Origin of the sequence: Luminiphilus sp. nBUS_16, assembly GCF_051201645.1 — a bacterium.
In the GTDB taxonomy this organism is placed as follows: domain Bacteria; phylum Pseudomonadota; class Gammaproteobacteria; order Pseudomonadales; family Halieaceae; genus Luminiphilus.
The window spans coordinates 3,431,416-3,449,576 of sequence record NZ_CP179205.1; the positions used below are offsets into that span (position 1 = coordinate 3,431,416).

An 18,161-nucleotide genomic window follows, 5' to 3' on the forward strand; every position below is an offset into this window, starting at 1 on the left:
GGTTAACTTAGTCCTGATGACTCAAGGCATCAGTCAATATATTCAGGGCCGCAAGTCGAAGATAGTCAATCAACTCCTCCAACTCCCGCTCGTTGTCATCGCTTTCTTCTTCGCTGATATCAACTTGTGCAATCGCAGCAAAATCCTTCAGCGAGTCTGCCGTATTGGGGTCAACCGGCTCCGATGCCGCATCAGCCGCTGCAACGGCCTGAGTAAAGCCGGTCAAAAATCCTGTCGCCCAGCGACCGAGCGAGGTCAATCGTATGTCAAAGGCTTCGTCGTCTTCAGGAAGCAGTGGGCCGAAAGCAAAATCGGTATCTCGAGCTGCAGACAGGGTCGCAGCCAGTAAACGCGTTGCGAAGTCCGCCGATTCTCCGTGTAAATCCACGGCCAGTGCCTTTTCCAGTAGACCCAACGCCGCGGTCCTCTGTTCATCGGTGTCGTGAGCCATTCCGGCTGCCAGCAATCCGGTTGCTGCCCCGTGGAGCTCTGAAGGGTTCAGCATGAGCCCAACACCCAATAGCACATCGGCTGACTCTTGCCAGTCGGGCATGGTTTCGTAGTCACCTAGGGCATCGAGCACAACGTTTTCTCCTCTGGCCCGGCGGTACAAACAACCCATTTGCTTCGCATATCGCCGAACTTCTCAACTCATTCTTCGCTTTATCGGCCAGAACACTGATATGTCTCACTTTTCATAGCATTGACCCACCGCGTCGGCAGCACATATAGTGCAGGATAACCTCATCAAGTGTAATGGCCGTGGCTGAGAAACTCATCCAATCTTTGGAAAAGAAAATCTCCGACCTCATTGAATTAAGCAATGAGTTGAATCGTGAAAATAGGCAGCTCAAATTGCGCACGGCTGAATTACAGCGTGAACGCAAAGAATTACTGGAGCGACAGCGTCAAGCTGGCGACTTTATTAACGGATCCCTCGAGCGTCTGCGCAAAATTGAGGGCGGGTTATGAGTCGCACTCCGACCCTAACCGTTGAAATACTCGATAAAGAGTATCAAGTCGCTTGCCCGCCTGAGCAGGAGTCCGAACTCCTCTCCGCCGCACATCACCTCGACCAGCAAATGCGGGATATTCGAGCGGCAGGGAAAGTCATTGGTTTAGAGCGCGTTGCCATTATGGCCGCCCTAAACCTCAGCCATGAAGTTCTGAGCCTTCAGGGCGGCAAAGCACCAAAACCCTTTGATGGCCATGAAGATCGGTTGAAGACGCTCGCAAGCAAATTAGACGAAGCTCTTTACCAGTTAAGGCAACTGGAAATCAACTAGCGGCTTTCAGCTATACTATGTTTGCAACCTGGCGTATTGGCCAGACAGTCAGTCCTCGAGCCGATAATGCTACACCCGGGGACCACCGTTTGCTGTTGTTGTGCAAATCCGGCACGTCCGGAGAGCCTGATACAGCACGGCGGTCACCACCTTGAGCCTCAGGGTTCAAGGGCGACACCGTCAGCGGTACGCTGGGTTGCCCTCCAAATAGGTCAAAGCCATGAGTGCCATCACTGCCAAAGCCACATGGCGACGTAAGATGCGGCAACTGCGGGATCAGCAGAGTCCACGGTCGCTGCCACCCCTGCTCCACACACTAACGGCCGCGCCTTGCTGGAAAAATGCTTTGACCATTGCAAGCTATTGCCCGATAGGATCGGAACAGACACCTTCACTCATTGAAAAGGCCGCTGCGAACGAGGGCAAGACATTAGTTTACCCACGGGTTTTGGATTCAGGAAAAATGGTCTTCAAAACGCCAGTGCCCAGAGACACTTTTGAAATCAGCCGCTACGGCATCGATGAACCCCCAGCCACCGCAGACACGCTAGATAGCTCAGAGATAGACCTGTTCTTGATACCACTCTTGGCCTGTGACCAATATGGAACTCGGCTGGGCTATGGTGGCGGTTACTACGATCGACTGCTTAAGACAGCATTGGGTTTCAGATGCGGACTAGGTTTCGATTTCCAACAAGTGACAGATCTCCCCAGAGAGCAGCATGATGTGCGCATGCAGGGCTTTCTTTCGGACTCGGAATTTCAGATTTTCTAAAACACGCTAGGCGAGGGAACTACTGTACGAGAATGCCCGCTTGTTGCGGAGCCATACTGGTATCGGGGGCGGCATCGGTTATGAAAGATCCCGTAACGGCTCCCAAAACAACGACTACCGCAATCACTAATAAAATATCGGGTTTTTTGTGACCCATAGTATTGGCGCCCGTGGAAAATGACTTTCTGCAAACCCGCGCCGAATAAACAGTGACGCGTGTCACAAATTAGCCTGTACAGTGCGCCCTTAGCTATATTTTGTCAATATTTCACAAAATTAATTTTCGGACGCTGCCTTAGGCTTGAGATAGGCCTCATAGGCGGGATTGTTGGTTTCTTCCCAATGGGGATAACCCACATCGGCTAGCACTTTTAACAGGGCAGAACGACGACCATCTGCCAGCCTGAACCCGACCAGGATTCTGCCGTAAGCCGCCCCATGATTGCGGTAATGAAACAAAGAAATATCAAAATCATTACCCAGGGCGTTTAAAAACTTGAGTAGGGCCCCGGGCCGCTCGGGGAACTGGACTCTGAAAACCAACTCATCATCTAAGGTCGAAGAAGCCTGACCGCCCACCATGTGCCTCACATGGAGTTTGGCGGTCTCGTTATCTGTCAGGTTGTCTATCGAATACCCTTTTTTCTCAAGCTTTTGAGTCAATTGCTGCAAGTCTGTGCTGTTCGGGGTTACTGACAACCCAACAAAAACCTGTGCCGCACGATTATCAACATAGCGATAGTTAAACTCTGTGATATTGCGTTTACCCAGCTCACTGCAAAATCGGCGGAAAGCTCCGGCACGCTCAGGAATAGTGACCGAAATAACAGCCTCTCTGCGCTCACCTATTTCCGTGCGCTCAGAGATGTAACGCAACCGATCAAAATTCATATTGGCGCCACTCACAGTAGCCGCCATGGTGGCCCCCCGGATACCGTGCTCCTCTGCGTATTTCTTCATGCCCGCCACCGCTAACGCCCCTGCGGGTTCAGCAATGGCACGCGTATCCTCGAAAATGTCTTTGACACCTGCGCATATTTCATCGGTACTCACGGTGATGATGTCGGTGACGTGACTTTTGATAAGACGCAAAGTTTCTTTACCCGCTTGTGCGACTGCACAGCCATCGGCAAACAACCCAACTTCCCGTAGCCGAACGCGCCGACCCTTATCAAGGGCCGCGCGCACGCAGGCGGCGTCCTCAGGCTCAACACCGATAATTTGAGTTTTAGGCCAGACGTAACGCAAGTAGGTGGCCATCCCTGCGATCAATCCACCACCACCCACGCACACAAACACGTAATCCAAAGGCGCCGGCGCCTGCCGTGTTAACTCCACAGCAACCGTGCCCTGACCTGCAATTACATCTGGGTCATCGAAAGGATGGAGGAAGGTCATGCCCTCGGCATCAACGATTTCAGCTGCAAGGTGTGCAGCTTCATCAAACGTATCGCCGTGCAAAACAACCGAAGCGCCATAGTTGCGCACCGCCTCTACCTTAATAGCGGGCGTAGTTACCGGCATCACTATCTTGGCTTTGACGGATAACTTCTGGGCGGCAAGTGCGACCCCCTGAGCATGATTACCGGCAGAAGCCGCTACCACACCTCGGCGGCGAGCAGCCTCATCGAGGTTCACCATCTTGTTATAGGCACCACGCAGTTTGAATGAAAAAACTGGCTGCAGATCTTCTCGCTTCAAAAATATCTGATTACCCCATCGACGCGTCATCAACGGCGCAGCGCTCAAAGGCGTTTCATGAGCGACGTCATAGACCCGCGCATTTAGGATTCGTTTGATGTAAGCATCTGTCATGGCGGCTTTCCCGCAGGAGTCGAGGGGTGATAATACGTGCAAATAGACAATTACGTCATGATGAGGGCGAGTTTCATTTGCTCGGAAACGTTCCATCGCCGACAATACGCCTTTTGCCCTTGTTAGCTCGCCGGAGTCAATATGACGTCACGCTTGGAACTCGCCAATGCCATCAGGGCGTTAAGTATGGATGCTGTGCAAGCGGCGAACAGCGGCCACCCCGGCGCCCCCATGGGTATGGCTGACATCGCAGAAGTGCTTTGGAACGGGTATCTGAAACACAACCCCACTAATCCCGACTGGCCTGACCGTGATCGTTTTGTGCTCTCTAATGGCCACGGCTCCATGCTGCTCTACAGCTTGCTCCATCTCTCGGGGTACGATTTAACCATCGAGGATCTTAAGAATTTTCGCCAATTTCATGCCAAAACCGCAGGTCACCCTGAATATGGCTATGCACCCGGCGTAGAAACCACGACAGGGCCTTTGGGGCAGGGTTTAGCCAATGCCGTAGGTATGGCGCTTGCCGAAAAAACCCTCGCCGCCCAATTCAATACCGAGCAACACCAACTGGTTGATCACCGAACCTGGGCCTTCCTTGGGGATGGCTGCCTTATGGAAGGAATCTCCCACGAGGCTTGCTCGCTGGCCGGAACACTTGGGCTGGGCAAACTCGTCGCGTTTTATGACGATAACGGCATTTCCATAGACGGCGAAGTTACGGGGTGGTTTACCGACGATACTACCAAACGTTTCGAAAGTTATGGCTGGCAAGTCATTCCAAATATCGACGGCCACGACCACGCCAGCATAAGCGCTGCGATCGATCTCGCGCTTGAGAATGACAGCAAACCCACCCTCATTTGCTGCCGCACCATTATCGGCAAAGGTGCACCGAATAAGCAGGGCACAGAATCCTGCCACGGTGCTCCCTTGGGCGCCGACGAGATTACGGCGACTCGCGCTGCGCTGGGCTGGGAGCACGGACCCTTTGAAATTCCCGAGGCCGTCTACGCTGGCTGGGACGCTCGAAGCCGTGGTGCCGAACAAGAACAAGACTGGAAGGCGCGATTTGCAGACTTCGCCGATACGGCACCCGAGCAAGCCGAGGAACTGGCGCGCAGACTACGAGGCGCTATTCCTAATGAGTTTGAAACAAAAATCGATAATTACATTGCTCTGTGTGCCGAGACCGGTGCTGACATAGCCTCACGTAAGGCGTCTCAACAAACCTTGAATACCCTCGGGCCATTGCTGCCCGAAATGCTGGGCGGCTCAGCGGATCTCGCTGGCTCTAACCTGACTCTGTGGCAAGGCTCCAAGGGAGTCACCGCAGCCGACGCGTCGGGGAACTACGTCTACTATGGCGTTCGCGAGTTTGCGATGTCCGCCATGATGAACGGCATTGCACTGCACAAGGGCTTCATCCCTTACGGCGCGACCTTCCTGATCTTTATGGAGTACGCCAGAAATGCTGTGCGTATGGCAGCGCTTATGCGTCAGCGAGTGATTTTTGTATACACCCATGACTCGATAGGCCTCGGCGAAGATGGCCCCACTCATCAACCTGTCGAGCAGCTTACGGCTCTGCGTAGCACACCTAATCTCGAGACTTGGCGACCCTGCGATACCGTAGAGTCAGCCGTTGCATGGAAGATGGCGATAATGCGCGATGAGGGGCCAGCGGCGCTGATCTTTTCACGCCAGACACTGCCCCATCAGTACCGTGCCGAGGAGGATCTCAAAGAAATAGAACGTGGCGGCTACACCCTCATTTCAGAAGTCGGTGAGTTGGACGCTATCATTATCGCGACCGGTTCAGAAGTGAGCCTTGCGGTATCAGCTGCCCAATCCCTCGCCGAAAAGGGTCGAGGCATTCGAGTCGTGTCCATGCCCTGTGCCGAACGCTTTATGGCTCAAGACGTTACCTATCGTGAATCCGTTCTGCCGAGTGACGTACTGGCACGGGTTGCGGTAGAGGCTGCTCACGCCGACTATTGGTATAAGTTTGTTGGTCTCGATGGCCAAGTAGTGGGCATGCAAAGTTTCGGCGAATCTGCACCCGGAGGGGAGCTGATGGCGCATTTCGGTTTTACCGTTGAAAACGTTATTGCCGCTGTAGAGGATGTGTTTCTCGACTAACGCTCGCTGATTCAGACACAGATTCTCGTGAACCAACGCATAGCGATTAATGGCTTTGGGCGCATAGGACGCACCGTTTTACGCGCCTGGACGGCGAGGGCAGCGCTGCACGAAACCGTTGAAATCGCTGCCATCAACGAAATCGCCGACCCGGAGACCGTGGCGCATCTGGCTAGATACGACTCAACACATGGTCGCTTTCCCGGTACGATCGCCCGCACAGATAAATCCCTACAGGTTAATGGACAGCCCATTTCGCTGCTGCGAGAAACCCGCATCGATAATCTCCCGTGGCGAGATCTAGGCATCGATCTTGTCATCGAGAGCACAGGGGCGTTTAGCGACCGCATCACGGCAGAACAACACATTAGCAGCGGCGCGCGCCGAGTTTTGTTCTCGCAACCCGCGCAGCCCGATGTCGACGCCACCATAGTTTGGGGACTCAACCAATCAGAGCTTCAGGCTGACCACCGCGTTATTTCGGCGGGGTCTTGCACCACCAACGCGCTTTGTCCGGTGTTAAAAATTATCGACGATACTTTCGGCATTGAGGCAGGCACGATCACTACCGTCCACTCGGCAATGAATGATCAACCCGTACTGGATGCTTACCACCACACCGACCTGCGCAAAACCCGAGCCGCTTTTCATTCAATTATTCCCGTCGACACCGAGCTTGCGGTGGGAATTCCTAGAATCTTACCCAAGCTGACCAATAAACTTACGGCCCATGCACTCCGCGTGCCGACACTCAACGTCTCAGCGCTTGATATAACCCTGCAAACCCGAAGCAGCTGTGATGCCTCCGGGGTAAATGGCGCGCTAATGGCCGCCGCCGAAAGCAGTCTTACGGGAGTTCTTGGGATTGCTACGGAGCCTTTAGCCTCCTGCGACTTTAACGGTGAGAGCTGTTCCGGTGTGGTCGATGCCAGTCAGACCCAGGTTGCGGGAGACCGCTTGGTCAAAATACTGGTTTGGTTCGACAATGAATGGGCCTATGCCCAGCGGCTGCTCGATATTATTCAACACGTGGGTGCGCTCAACAAACGCTGAAACTCAATCTGGAGTCTGCAATGAAGCTAATGCACGAGCTTGATCTCAGGGGCAAGCGGGTACTGATCCGCGAAGACCTCAATGTGCCCATTAAAGACGGTCAAGTCACCAGCGACGCGCGCCTTTTGGCAACACTTCCCACCATTCAACAAGCGATAGCGTCTGGCGCGGCCGTTATGCTGATGTCCCATTTAGGACGACCCGAGGAGGGTGCCTGGGACGCACAGTTTTCGCTGGCACCTGTGGCTCACCGCTTGACTGAACTTTTAGGCGTCGATGTAGTGCTGGTCAAAGACTGGGAGCATGCGACCCCCCAACCAGGCCAGATTCTTTTACTTGAGAACGTGCGTTTCAACTCAGGAGAGAAGAAGAACACCAAGGCCCTCTCGCAGCGCTATGCTGCACTGTGCGATATCTTCGTTATGGACGCCTTCGGCACTGCCCATCGGGCACAGGCATCGACCCATGGCGTTGCCCAATTTGCTGCCCAAGCCTGCGCCGGGCCGCTACTTGCCGCGGAGCTATCGGCACTAAAAAGTGCATTGGCGCAGCCTGCGCGGCCCATGCTTGCCATTGTCGGTGGGTCTAAAGTGTCGACCAAGCTCGCCGTGCTCGAACAGTTGGCAGAGACTTGTGACAGCCTCATTGTCGGCGGTGGTATCGCCAATACCTTCCTTGCGGCGGCGGGTTACCCCGTGGGTTGCTCACTTCATGAGCCGGACCTTATCGATACAGCACGAGAGCTCTTGCAAAAGAGCCATATCCCATTACCCATCGATGTCGTTGTAGCGAAAGCGTTTAGTGAAGACGCCACCGCTACACTGAAATTAGCCAGTGACGTAGCTGCAGACGACATGATCCTCGACGTGGGGCCGCAGTCGGCAGCAGCCATGGTAGAACAACTTAAAATGGCGGAGACGATTCTTTGGAATGGCCCGGTGGGCGTTTTTGAGTTTGAATCGTTTTCACACGGTACTGCAGAGCTCGCCCGCGGGGTCGCATCGTCCAAGGCTTTTTCTCTGGCCGGAGGGGGCGATACACTGGCTGCTATTGATCAATTTGGCGTGAGTGATCGGGTGTCTTATGTCTCCACCGGAGGGGGCGCTTTTCTTGAGTATGTTGAAGGAAAAGTTTTGCCCGCAGTTGCCATACTCGAGGAACGTGCTCACTCTTAAGACGAATATTTACTGACAACACACCATCAACGGCATGGCAGCAGCTGCGGATTACAGAAGGTCTGCCAAGTAGGTGGCGATAGATACCACAGGAGAATTCAACATGGCACTGATAAGCCTCAGACAATTACTCGATCACGCAGCCGAATATCAATACGGCGTACCCGCTTTCAACGTGAACAACCTCGAGCAGACCCGCGCCATTATGGAGGCCGCTAATGCCACGGATTCGCCGGTCATCATGCAGGCAAGTGCCGGAGCCCGAAAATATGCTGGAGCACCTTTTCTAAAAGCCCTTATGGATGCGGCCATGGAGGAATTTCCGCATATCCCGGTGTGCGTCCACCAAGACCATGGCACTTCAGCAGCGATTTGCCAGCGGTCAATTCAACTGGGCTTCAGCTCAGTGATGATGGACGGTTCTTTGGGTGAAGACGGCAAAACCCCGATGGACTATGACTACAATGCTGGCGTTACACGAACCGTCGTTGATATGGCCCACGCCTGCGGCGTATCCGTAGAAGGCGAGATTGGCTGCCTTGGGTCGCTTGAAACCGGTGAGGCCGGTGAAGAAGATGGCATTGGTGCCGCGGGTAAACTCACCCATGAGCAAATGCTCACAGACCCTGAGGAAGCGGCCCAGTTTGTCGCTGACACCCATGTCGACGCCCTTGCCATTGCTTGCGGCACTAGCCATGGCGCTTACAAATTTACCCGTCCACCCACCGATGACATTCTCGCCATTGACCGAATTAAAGCCATCCATAGTCGTATCCCAAAAACACACCTAGTGATGCACGGATCATCAGCGGTGCCTCAGGACTGGCTCGCAGTTATTAATGAGTTTGGCGGCGAAATACCCGAAACCTATGGCGTTCCCGTAGAGCAAGTGGCAGAGGGCATCAAGCACGGTGTGCGCAAGGTCAACATCGATACTGATTTGCGTCTAGCCTCGACGGGGTCAATTCGCCAATTTTTAGCCCAAAATCCGACTGAGTTTGACCCCAGAAAGTATTTCCAAGCCAGCTTAGTGGCCATGCGCGATATTTGTATTGCCCGTTATGAGGCTTTTGGCACCGCGGGTAACGCGTCCAGGCTTAAACCCCTATCCCTTACAAGGGTTCAGGAAGCCTACAGCCAGGGACTCCTATAGCGGAACAAAATTCGATTTAAAGACCTCCGCGTGGCGATGCTTGAGCCAGCGGCTATTGGATATTGAGCCGGCTCCCGCTTGGTATTAATTGAGCGGTTCAAGTATTTCAAAGTTGCGGTGTAAAAATAACCCGCCAGAAGGAAGCGAGCGAACTCTTCGACCGCAAGCCCACTAAATATTGTGTTTCCTTTGGAGTATTCTTGAAACAAGTAGCATTGTAGCCAGCAAGCCAGCAAGTCCGGCACGGGAAAACCACAGCTAATTCAGCCCGCCGCTTAGGTTGGTCTTGAATTTGGTTTCCCCCGAGTCATGGACATATATGGCTAGTGTCTATTGCGGGCTTGCTAATGAATTAGATTTTAACTTTGGCCCGCTCACTGGCCACCCTTACTACATCACTTTAGGGACAACTCGGAGACGTCTCGAAAGCTGCCAATGTTACCCCTGATAAAGGTATTGAAAGCTATCACCGACCGCACTTCTGGCGATGGGTTTTGTTCAACCATATGATTAAGTTCAGAGGGAAAAAGCAGTAATTCGCCAGTTTTAGGGATTACGGCATTTATTTTGGTATTAAAGATATTCGCCCGCTCAGGATGTGGCGGAAGCTCCAAACGCTGATAAGAGGTATTGCGATCAAAGAACATTTTTGATGCGGGTGTTGGGAGCTCAGTATAATAAAAAGAACCCGACACAATGGAGTTGGAGTGGGCATGCGAGTGCATACCAACACCCTCGGCGTTTCTCAGAGCCCAAGACTGGGTAAGCAGGAGCTCTTGATCACACCCCATTACATTAATCGCATAGTCCTTTAAGCATTGCGAGATTATAGCTCTGAACCCTTGAAGCTCTGGTCTATCGAGAATGTAAAGATTTTCAGAAATTAGATTTGTCTGGTTAGCCACCATCGTGAGTGAATCTACAAATGCCACCTGATCTTCGGTGATATATCCAGACAAATCTACCCTCGCAAGGGGTGTGGCGAATAGTGTCTCTACCTTCATCTGCATATTTTGCACCTTAGTAGTCTCGTGTTTTAACGGTTTATAAGACAATGCCTACCCGTGGCCGGAGCACAAATAAATTACCCAACCGCCCTGGTAGCGTCAATACGAAAACGCCTGTTACCCTTTTAGTTAAGGCCCCAAGTCAGATTCGTGGAGCCCAGCGATGCTTACTACAGGGAAGCGAAGCCCTTGCTTATGCGGCGTCGAACGGCAGCGTTTGCCGCCTTTCACCCGCAGCAGACTTCCGCGTGCCATGCCAAAAATAAGATGGAAATAATATGAGTGACCCTTCTTCGGGCTCGTATTCAAAAAGCGGGGTAGGAACCACTGCCGTTGAAAAAGGGGGGACTCCAAAGTAAATCGTGCCCTTTTCGGCACCCCCCGGCACCGTCAAATAATAAGTGCCACTGACGACACCCTCCGGATGAAAGTGTGGTCGGTGATGCCCTCCATAAAGGGTCACACTCCAGCACTCCTTAATAGAAATATGATCAAAGCTATTGCCATTAAAGAACTTGTTCTTGCCACCTGAGAGGCTGCAGTACTCTTTAACCTCTCGAGACACCATTTTTAGGTACTGCCTTAATACGGGCGCTTCAGCGTTGACCAAATTTGCAGCTGTTTGTTGACCACCCGTCAAAGACTGGTCCAACGGGTGATTTTTGAACCGGTAGATCTCTTCAACCGCATCACGTAACGCCGCACTAAAACCTGATTCATAAAGGCGAGGATGCCTTTCTTGCAAATTTAAAACTTTAATAAGCCCTTTATAATCACCATCTTTCTCAGGGTACAAAATTCTATCAACATGGAGTTGGTAAGCCATCCACCGACCCTGATGAGCCTCATCAGCCATCAATGCCGCGAGTATTTGCTCTGCTTTTTCAAAATCACCCATCATGATCAAAGACGACACGTAGGCGTCTGCAGAGGCTTCACTATTTTGAGCTTCAAATGCCGGCAAAGCGCATTGGTGTGCCCTTTGCCCATCACCCAGTTGAATATAAATCCAGGCCGCGTTCAGAAAGAAGCGAATATTCTGCCGGTGATCGGTTGGTAGTGCGGCGAGTGCATTTAGTGCTTGATCATATTGTTCAACTTGCCTAAGAAGTTCAACGCCACAAAAACAAAACACAGGGTCCGTTAGCAGGGAGTTACACAGTTTTTCAAACTCCGACTGCCGATTTTCAAGCCAAAGTAATCTTGCCAATAAATTGTAAAGGGGCTCTGTTGGATGAATGGCTAGTGCTTTTAAAAGCAACTGCTCTGCTTGAGCAATTCTCCCCCCCTCAAATGCTTTTTTAGCTTCATCACCAAAATTCTGCCTCATTCCAGCCCCAACGGAATCAGTCCGGTGATCACAACTATTATCTGCAATAATTTGGCCACCATTACCCTACATTTTGCAGCGATCCGGCCGGTCAAATGCACTGACTCAACTCCCATGCTATCCATGTATCACTATCAAGCGCAGCCACCGCCCTCTTTTCAAGCAATGGAAATTGAGCATGAGAAAGTGCTGTGTTTATTTCAGTCAATTTAGCATCATCGAGTGCGGCGCCTTGCATATTTGATAGCCTCTCAGCAGCACTTTCTGCCTCTACCTGCATGCCAGTAAGCCAGGACAAGACATCGGAGGGGTCGTACTGATTCCATTGCCTTAATAACTTCTGGTACCCAAGGTATGCATACCCGGCAAAATTAGTTGGTGCAATGGGTACCTCTGAGCGTAATGCGGCTTCTGCTATGTTAAAGCGCTCGGCGGCTGACTGTACTTCACTCTCAATCTTGGAGCTAAGCGCTTGTGTTAATTGCTTTGCCGCATCAAAAAACCCTGCCCGCAGTATGGTTTGCACGGTTGCAAGATCACGGGCAACCGAGCGCTGAATGGCGCTTTCTTTGCAGTGCACCAAGAATTTGAGCACGCCCCCAGGTGCGAGCAATCTGGAGCACTCCAAGAAGGCAGGGATACCGGCATACTCCACGCCAAACTGGCTGAAGACAAAATCGAAACTTTGGCTAGGAAATGGAAGGGTAGAACAGTCTGCCACAACCGTAGCAGCACCTTTACTCGTTTCGCTAACTCGGCGAAGAGCCGAGATGGAAACATCTACCCCCACACATAGGTCAGGGGGTTGATGTATTTTACGAAGCACTGAGCCGGCACCGCAGGCAACATCGATGACTCGGGACCGGTCTGACACCAGCGCTAAGTGGTCACGCCAAAAAGCTTCTAGTGTCGCGTTATTGCTTCCGCTCTCATTTACGAGAACTTCATCCGAGTCAGTCGAGGACCAAAAAGTTTCCCATCCATTTGTAACCAATGCTCTGCCTCCCACCCTGCAAAAAAAAGGCGCCCACTGGGGCGCCTTCGCAATACACTTACGTTAAGTGCTTACATTTCCCAGCCAAAGCGGACGAAGTAGGTACGACCAAATACGTCATAAGTTGCGGGGTAAGTGTTGGCCTGCTCTTGGTTATCACCCAGGATAGGTGGGTTGGAATCCATCAGGTTATCAACACCAGCCATGAGAGACATGCCGTTAGAGAACTCATAGCGCGCGGACGCGTCGATGTAGTCCTCTGAGTCGAGCTTCTCTACAAAGTACGTATTGTTTTCGTCATCATCATCAGTAGATCCAATGTGGCGCCATACGACCTGTGCAGTCCAGTTATTACGTGCATAGTTTACAGTTGCCCGATGGTTGTACTCTGGCAGCGGCTCACCACAATCCTGACCAAACTTACCAGCACACTCAATAGTGTCTGCCCCATCAAACGGAGTGAAGTCTGATTCCTCGGTAAAGGTAGCCAAATAGTTCAAAGCCCACGTTCCACCCAGGCCTTCAAGAACATACTGCGCCTGAACATCAAATCCAGTGAGCGTTTGTCCCGCAACGTTTTGGCTTGTCACTGAGACAGACTCAATGGTGCCGTCTGCACGACGCGATACCACGTCACAGAACTGTGACCCAATGCCACCGAAAGCGCTGGCAGGATCGTAGCAAGTATTAAGCACGTTGTTCGCACCACCACCGAAGCTAGCGATATAACCTTCAATTTCAATATCGAAGTAGTCAACGCTTACTGACAGCCCATCAATGACCGAAGGCGTGAATACCACACCCAAGGTGTAGGTATCTGCGTCTTCTTGCTCCAAGTCTGGGTTACCACCGCTCAACTGACGCACCTGACCTGCAGGCAAGTTCAATGCAGGCGAACCAACATCTGATGCCGCCACACCGGTGGCCTGACAGATAGCTGCTACGTCTGCTGTGGGATTACCTTCTGCGGCACAAGGATCTTTTGAGCCCGGAAACCCCTCACCCTGTGGAGAGAACAGCTCACCAATGTTAGGTGCGCGTGACGCCGTTGAGAAACTACCTCGGAATCGAAGTGAATCGATAGGAGCGTAGGAGAAGTCTATCTTGTAGTTATCAAGACCACCGACCGTAGAAAAGTCGGAATATCGATAAGCTGCTGACACATCCAATAGCGATACTAAAGGTAAATCTCTGAGAATCGGGAAGTATGCTTCAACGAAATAAGACGCTTCGTTGTACTTACCTGAGACGGCGGGAGCACCATTGAATCCTGCGATGGTTCCTGCCGCCAGGTCTTGAGAAGGTCTAAAGCGGAAACTGTTATCAATATGCTCGTAACCTACAGCAACGCCAATTGGGCCGCCGGGCAGGCTGAACAAATCGCCTGAAACCGTAGCACCAACAACCTCTTGCTCATACAAAGCGCTTGAAGACACTGCTGTACGGAGGTAAGCAGCACCCGCCTCTGAGATGTTTCCTTCACCAAAGATGTTAATTGGTGAACAGCCCACGGTAGAACCATTAGAAGATGGATTAGCACACGTCCCACCTGTTGGGTCGCTAAGATCCAACAACAGAGCCTGGTTAAAGCGGTCTCGGTTTACGTTGCCTAATTGGGTTTCAATGCTGTCTACCTGACCAATTTGGTAGTAAACATCATAGCTCCAGCTATCCGTGATAGCGCCTTTGGCACCAACTTGGAATTGGAAAGAATTGAACTTTGAGTCAGAAACCCGGGGTCCAACCTCAAGAAGACGACGCCGTACCAATGCAGAGCCAGTATCGTCAATGCCATCGCCATCGGTGTCGATACCGCTGCCGATTCCGTCAGACAACACTTGCTGGGCTTCCGGCGTCAAAAACGGGCTGCCATCTATTGTGAACTCTGAAGTTTGAAAAATCGGCGTTGGCGCCAGCTGCTGTGGCACTGAGCTCGAGGTATAAAGTACCTTGCTGTAAACCTCTAGGTTTTCAGTAAGCTCGAATGACGCTAGTGCAGTTGCTTGGTAACGCGTTTGTGGCAACTGAATGTAGTTGACCGGAGCGTAATTATAAAAGTCGTTGGGTGTACCGGTCTCAAAAGGCCGGATACTGCCATCTTGACCGAAAGTCACCCCAGCGCTTGGGGAATAGCCCGCGAGCCCGCCATTAAAAATCGACAGTCCCGGAATACCTGACGAACCTCCGTCAATCAGAATTGGATTACCGTTGGCATCTGTATCGTCGAACTGGGCAAAGGTTGAGAAATCTCGATCACCTTGGAACAGGTCTTCACGATCAGTCCACTGTAGGTTCAATACTGCGTTGCCACGATCGCCGCCAAAGTTACCACCAATCGTTAGATCGATAGTGCTAAGCCCAGCATCGCCTTTTTCTGTTTGCTCGGTGCTCATATTGAGCTCAACGCCCTCAAAATCGTCTCTGAGGATGAAGTTGACAACACCTGCCACAGCATCACTACCGTACACCGCTGAGGCGCCACCAGTAAGCACCTCTACGCTTTTAACGAGAGACGCTGGAATAGAGTTGATATCAACAATGCCGCTTGAAGACGTTGGGGTTACACGCTTACCGTCAATTAAGACCAGCGTTCTGTTGGCACCTAGGCCTCGCAAGTCTACCGTCGCAGTACCGTTTCCCGGGTTGTTCGAAGTTCGGTCTAAGCCGGGAACAGTCTGGGGCAAGCTGTTCAACAATGCTTCAGTGTTGATTGTATTAGTTAATACAAATTGCTCTCTACCAACCGTTGCAACGGGGCTGTTGCTCACGAAGTCTTGCTTGGCAATTCGCGAACCAGTCACGATTACCTCTTCTACTTCTGCGTCAGCAGCATCATCTTGTGCCAAAGCCAAAGTCGGCAACATCATCCCAGCTAGAGCCGCAGAAACAGCAAAGCTTAGGGGTGTTTTAATTAAGGGCTTCATAGGAACCTCTCGAGTGGTCAAAAAAAATTCTTAATGCAATTGGGAAAAAATGTGCGGCCTGTGACTGACATCACGGGACTACATAGTCGTGAACTCGGTATCGTCGCCGGAGAAACGGCCGCAGTCAACCATGAACACGGCATGGTAAGTGTGATTATTACCGTGGTTTTACGAGTATTTATTGGTTTGTGGGCTGTCGGTTGTTGGCTGTTAGCGTCCCGCAAAGACTGGGGCAACTGCTACCGACGCCCCAGTGCTCACTACCGTCATTCTCCAAAGACCCAACAAGCCACGTTTAAACCGCACTCGCCTATCTGCATCACGATGATGGTAAACCTTGTCATTGCGCTGGCGCCAGACGTCTCCGTTATCCAAGGCAAAAACAGTACCGCCATTCCACCCTGTGAAAACGCCTGTAATGGACGCCTCGAATGGCTCACCAACAGACTCATTCATTTGAACCCCCTGCTCCTCTGCAGCAGCAAGCTCCCTCGTCACCCGACGCTCGACCTCAGCTTCGATGGCTTTTTCCTGTTCAATATCACTCAAAGTACCTGCGCCCATCCCCTGACCATCGACTGCCGGTGTCGCGGTGTTAGATCCGGCGGGCATAAACCGGTCTCGTAGCCAATTATTGAGAAACTCTTGTTGGGGGCCCGAAAGCTCTTCCACGCCAGAGGCTTCACGCTCTGCGGATGTCATCTCTTCGGCGAGACCTTTAAAAACATCCGATTGCGTAAATGCCCACATGGGCAGCAGACAAATGAGACAGGCAGTCATGACACGCAGCATTATGGATTCCCCTGTTGCTACAAAGAGTGAAAGGCCGCTCTACAGGGGCGGCTTCATCGTCAGTATATAGATGGTGAAGTTTACTTACATAACTCTATTGTTAAAAAGGGCACTGCTAGCTGACGCCCAAACCATAACCGCAGCGCTAGAAACCATGACTGCACCTCCATCCGCCGAGGAGGTGTAAACTGGTTGTCAATTACAATGAGCTCCATCGCCAGTTTCACATGTCGCGGAAGGCGAAGGACGTACCCCCAATATAAAGGTCAACGACCGTGGCAAATAAGCAGCCAGTAAACGTCACTAGACTACCTAGGGCTATGGGCATCTCGCTCATCGAGCTGCTGGGACATGAGCGCTTCCTCACCGATAGCCACTCACTGGAACACTACGGTCGGGATTGGACGCGATTCGTGGCGCCGGCGCCGTCCGGGGTTCTACTGCCCAATTCGATCGGCGAAATACAAGCTATCGTGCACCTTGCCCGTCAATACGGAGCAAAGCTAGTGCCATCGGGAGGCCGAACGGGTCTAAGCGGCGGCGCCATGGCGGCGGGCGGCGAGCTGGTTTTGTCTTTGGAACGGATGAGAAAAATTTCGCCCGTTAACAAAGCGGGGCGTAGCGTAACTTGCGAAGCGGGTGCCATCACGGCGCAGATACAGCAAGCCGCCGTCGAAGAGGGCCTTACGTATCCCGTCGACTTCGCCTCCAGTGGTTCGAGTCAGATCGGGGGAAACATTGCTACAAATGCCGGGGGCATTCAGGTTATTCGCTACGGAATGACCCGTGACTGGGTGACAGGGCTGAAGGTAGTGACCGGCACCGGTGAGTTGCTGGATCTGAACCACGGTTTGATCAAAAACAACACGGGCCTCGATTTCCGCCACCTTTTTATTGGTTCGGAGGGCATTTTAGGTGTCATTGTTGAGGCGACCCTAGCACTCACCCACCCACCGACAAACCCACGGGTGATGGTGCTTGGTGTTCAATCCATGCCAGCGCTTATGGAAGTCCTGGCCAACTGCCAAGCCAAACTTTCAGTGCTTGCCTTTGAATTTTTCTCTGATCTCGCTTTGGAAAAAGTGACCGCTGCGCATTCAATACTACCGCCCTTTCAAGAACGCTTTCCTTATTACGCTCTGGTGGAGTTTGAATGTACGTCCACGGCGGCGGAGACACAGGCCCTTGAATTGGTTGAAGCTTGCATGGCTGCAGGGTGGGTAAAGGGTGCTGTAATCAGTCAGAATGAAAGTCAGCGCCGCAGCCTCTGGCGCCTGCGAGAAGACATCTCCGAGACCATTGCCCAGTGGACACCCTATAAAAACGACATATCCACGACGGTGCAGCAAGCGCCTGAGCTATTGAGCAGCGTTGACGCGCTGGTTGCCCAACATTACGCCGATTTGGAGGTCGTTTGGTACGGCCATATTGGGGACGGCAATTTGCACCTGAATATCCTCAAGCCCGATGGGGTATCCGTGGATGATTTTCAGGAACGTTGCAAGGCGGTTAGCGCCCATATATTTACCGCGGTGCAGAATCTTGGAGGCTCAATCTCGGCGGAACATGGGGTCGGGCTGCTGAAAAAGGACTTCTTACATTTCAGTCGTGATGAGGCTGAAATCTCTTTGATGCGCGGTATTAAAGCTCAGTTCGACCCCGACGGAATTTTCAATCCAGGTAAGGTCTTCGACGCATAACCCAGAACGCTTCTT

16 protein-coding genes and 1 other RNA gene are annotated in these 18,161 nt (G+C 52.1%); 9 read left to right on the top strand and 8 right to left on the bottom strand.

What is annotated here, in order from left to right; all coding sequences use genetic code 11:
• Positions 1-7: 7 nt before the first annotated feature.
• A complete protein-coding gene (locus ACMAY6_RS15105) occupies positions 8-583 on the bottom strand; it encodes a UPF0149 family protein (RefSeq protein WP_435213177.1) in 576 nt (191 codons plus the stop codon).
• 173 nt (positions 584-756) lie between these two features.
• Here ACMAY6_RS15105 and ACMAY6_RS15110 point away from each other — a divergent pair, with 173 nt between their 5' ends.
• From ACMAY6_RS15110 to ACMAY6_RS15125, 4 genes are all read left to right on the top strand, one after another.
• A complete protein-coding gene (locus ACMAY6_RS15110; RefSeq protein WP_435213179.1) occupies positions 757-972 on the top strand; it encodes a hypothetical protein in 216 nt (71 codons plus the stop codon).
• A complete protein-coding gene (locus ACMAY6_RS15115; protein WP_435213180.1) occupies positions 969-1,286 on the top strand; it encodes a cell division protein ZapA in 318 nt (105 codons plus the stop codon). The genes ACMAY6_RS15110 and ACMAY6_RS15115 overlap by 4 nt, the downstream gene beginning before the upstream one ends.
• Positions 1,287-1,308: 22 nt before the next feature.
• A non-coding RNA gene (ssrS, locus tag ACMAY6_RS15120) (6S RNA) lies at positions 1,309-1,488 on the top strand.
• Positions 1,489-1,506: 18 nt separating this feature from the next.
• Positions 1,507-2,061 (top strand): 5-formyltetrahydrofolate cyclo-ligase, encoded by a 555-nt coding sequence (locus tag ACMAY6_RS15125; protein ID WP_435213182.1) that lies wholly within the window; start codon positions 1,507-1,509, stop codon positions 2,059-2,061.
• Positions 2,062-2,080: 19 nt separating this feature from the next.
• Here the strand turns inward: ACMAY6_RS15125 and ACMAY6_RS15130 are convergent, their stop codons facing one another.
• Both ACMAY6_RS15130 and ilvA read right to left on the bottom strand, forming a co-directional pair.
• Positions 2,081-2,218: a hypothetical protein gene (locus ACMAY6_RS15130; RefSeq protein ID WP_435213183.1), complete on the bottom strand. Its 138-nt coding sequence runs from the start codon at positions 2,216-2,218 to the stop codon at positions 2,081-2,083.
• 119 nt (positions 2,219-2,337) lie between these two features.
• Positions 2,338-3,876, bottom strand: a complete 1,539-nt coding sequence (ilvA, locus tag ACMAY6_RS15135; protein ID WP_435216057.1) for a threonine ammonia-lyase, biosynthetic — start codon at positions 3,874-3,876, stop codon at positions 2,338-2,340.
• A 141-nt stretch (positions 3,877-4,017) separates the two neighbouring features.
• On the opposite strand from ilvA, the gene tkt reads away from it, so the two are divergent.
• The 4 genes from tkt to fba all read left to right on the top strand — a co-directional run bounded on the left by tkt (position 4,018) and on the right by fba (position 9,399).
• Positions 4,018-6,018 (top strand): transketolase, encoded by a 2,001-nt coding sequence (tkt, locus tag ACMAY6_RS15140; RefSeq protein WP_435213185.1) that lies wholly within the window; start codon positions 4,018-4,020, stop codon positions 6,016-6,018.
• A 27-nt stretch (positions 6,019-6,045) separates the two neighbouring features.
• Positions 6,046-7,071 carry a type I glyceraldehyde-3-phosphate dehydrogenase gene (locus ACMAY6_RS15145; RefSeq protein ID WP_435213187.1) on the top strand — a complete coding sequence of 342 codons (1,026 nt, stop codon included), beginning with the start codon at positions 6,046-6,048 and terminating at the stop codon, positions 7,069-7,071.
• Between the two features lie 20 nt (positions 7,072-7,091).
• On the top strand, positions 7,092-8,246 hold the full coding sequence (locus ACMAY6_RS15150; RefSeq protein WP_435213189.1) for a phosphoglycerate kinase: 1,155 nt from the start codon (positions 7,092-7,094) through the stop codon (positions 8,244-8,246).
• A gap of 103 nt (positions 8,247-8,349) precedes the next feature.
• Complete coding sequence (gene fba, locus ACMAY6_RS15155) at positions 8,350-9,399, top strand: class II fructose-bisphosphate aldolase (RefSeq protein ID WP_435213191.1); 1,050 nt, start codon at positions 8,350-8,352, stop codon at positions 9,397-9,399.
• Between the two features lie 395 nt (positions 9,400-9,794).
• On the opposite strand, the gene ACMAY6_RS15160 is transcribed toward fba, so the two are convergent.
• The 5 genes from ACMAY6_RS15160 to ACMAY6_RS15180 all read right to left on the bottom strand — a co-directional run bounded on the left by ACMAY6_RS15160 (position 9,795) and on the right by ACMAY6_RS15180 (position 16,446).
• Entirely contained in the window at positions 9,795-10,409 is a 615-nt protein-coding gene (locus tag ACMAY6_RS15160; RefSeq protein ID WP_435213193.1) for a putative 2OG-Fe(II) oxygenase, read from the bottom strand.
• A 190-nt stretch (positions 10,410-10,599) separates the two neighbouring features.
• Positions 10,600-11,736: a putative 2OG-Fe(II) oxygenase gene (locus ACMAY6_RS15165; RefSeq protein ID WP_435213194.1), complete on the bottom strand. Its 1,137-nt coding sequence runs from the start codon at positions 11,734-11,736 to the stop codon at positions 10,600-10,602.
• Between the two features lie 91 nt (positions 11,737-11,827).
• A complete protein-coding gene (locus ACMAY6_RS15170; RefSeq protein WP_435213195.1) occupies positions 11,828-12,730 on the bottom strand; it encodes a class I SAM-dependent methyltransferase in 903 nt (300 codons plus the stop codon).
• 71 nt (positions 12,731-12,801) lie between these two features.
• Positions 12,802-15,654: a TonB-dependent receptor plug domain-containing protein gene (locus ACMAY6_RS15175; protein WP_435213197.1), complete on the bottom strand. Its 2,853-nt coding sequence runs from the start codon at positions 15,652-15,654 to the stop codon at positions 12,802-12,804.
• 210 nt (positions 15,655-15,864) lie between these two features.
• Complete coding sequence (locus ACMAY6_RS15180; RefSeq protein ID WP_435213199.1) at positions 15,865-16,446, bottom strand: hypothetical protein; 582 nt, start codon at positions 16,444-16,446, stop codon at positions 15,865-15,867.
• 320 nt (positions 16,447-16,766) lie between these two features.
• On the opposite strand from ACMAY6_RS15180, the gene ACMAY6_RS15185 reads away from it, so the two are divergent.
• Positions 16,767-18,146, top strand: coding sequence for an FAD-binding oxidoreductase (locus tag ACMAY6_RS15185; RefSeq protein WP_435216059.1), 1,380 nt, complete (start codon positions 16,767-16,769; stop codon positions 18,144-18,146).
• Positions 18,147-18,161: the final 15 nt, after the last annotated feature.

Bases quoted from the DNA above. Each gene is read 5' to 3' on its own strand.
- ACMAY6_RS15110 (WP_435213179.1), top strand. From the start codon at position 757: ATGGCCGTGGCTGAGAAACTCATCCAATCTTTGGAAAAGAAAATCTCC.
- ACMAY6_RS15115 (WP_435213180.1), top strand. From the start codon at position 969: ATGAGTCGCACTCCGACCCTAACCGTTGAAATACTCGATAAAGAGTAT.
- ACMAY6_RS15125 (WP_435213182.1), top strand. From the start codon at position 1,507: ATGAGTGCCATCACTGCCAAAGCCACATGGCGACGTAAGATGCGGCAA.
- ACMAY6_RS15130 (WP_435213183.1), bottom strand. From the start codon at position 2,218: ATGGGTCACAAAAAACCCGATATTTTATTAGTGATTGCGGTAGTCGTT.
- ilvA (WP_435216057.1), bottom strand. From the start codon at position 3,876: ATGACAGATGCTTACATCAAACGAATCCTAAATGCGCGGGTCTATGAC.
- tkt (WP_435213185.1), top strand. From the start codon at position 4,018: ATGACGTCACGCTTGGAACTCGCCAATGCCATCAGGGCGTTAAGTATG.
- ACMAY6_RS15150 (WP_435213189.1), top strand. From the start codon at position 7,092: ATGAAGCTAATGCACGAGCTTGATCTCAGGGGCAAGCGGGTACTGATC.
- fba (WP_435213191.1), top strand. From the start codon at position 8,350: ATGGCACTGATAAGCCTCAGACAATTACTCGATCACGCAGCCGAATAT.
- ACMAY6_RS15160 (WP_435213193.1), bottom strand. From the start codon at position 10,409: ATGCAGATGAAGGTAGAGACACTATTCGCCACACCCCTTGCGAGGGTA.
- ACMAY6_RS15165 (WP_435213194.1), bottom strand. From the start codon at position 11,736: ATGAGGCAGAATTTTGGTGATGAAGCTAAAAAAGCATTTGAGGGGGGG.
- ACMAY6_RS15175 (WP_435213197.1), bottom strand. From the start codon at position 15,654: ATGAAGCCCTTAATTAAAACACCCCTAAGCTTTGCTGTTTCTGCGGCT.
- ACMAY6_RS15180 (WP_435213199.1), bottom strand. From the start codon at position 16,446: ATGCTGCGTGTCATGACTGCCTGTCTCATTTGTCTGCTGCCCATGTGG.
- ACMAY6_RS15185 (WP_435216059.1), top strand. From the start codon at position 16,767: ATGGGCATCTCGCTCATCGAGCTGCTGGGACATGAGCGCTTCCTCACC.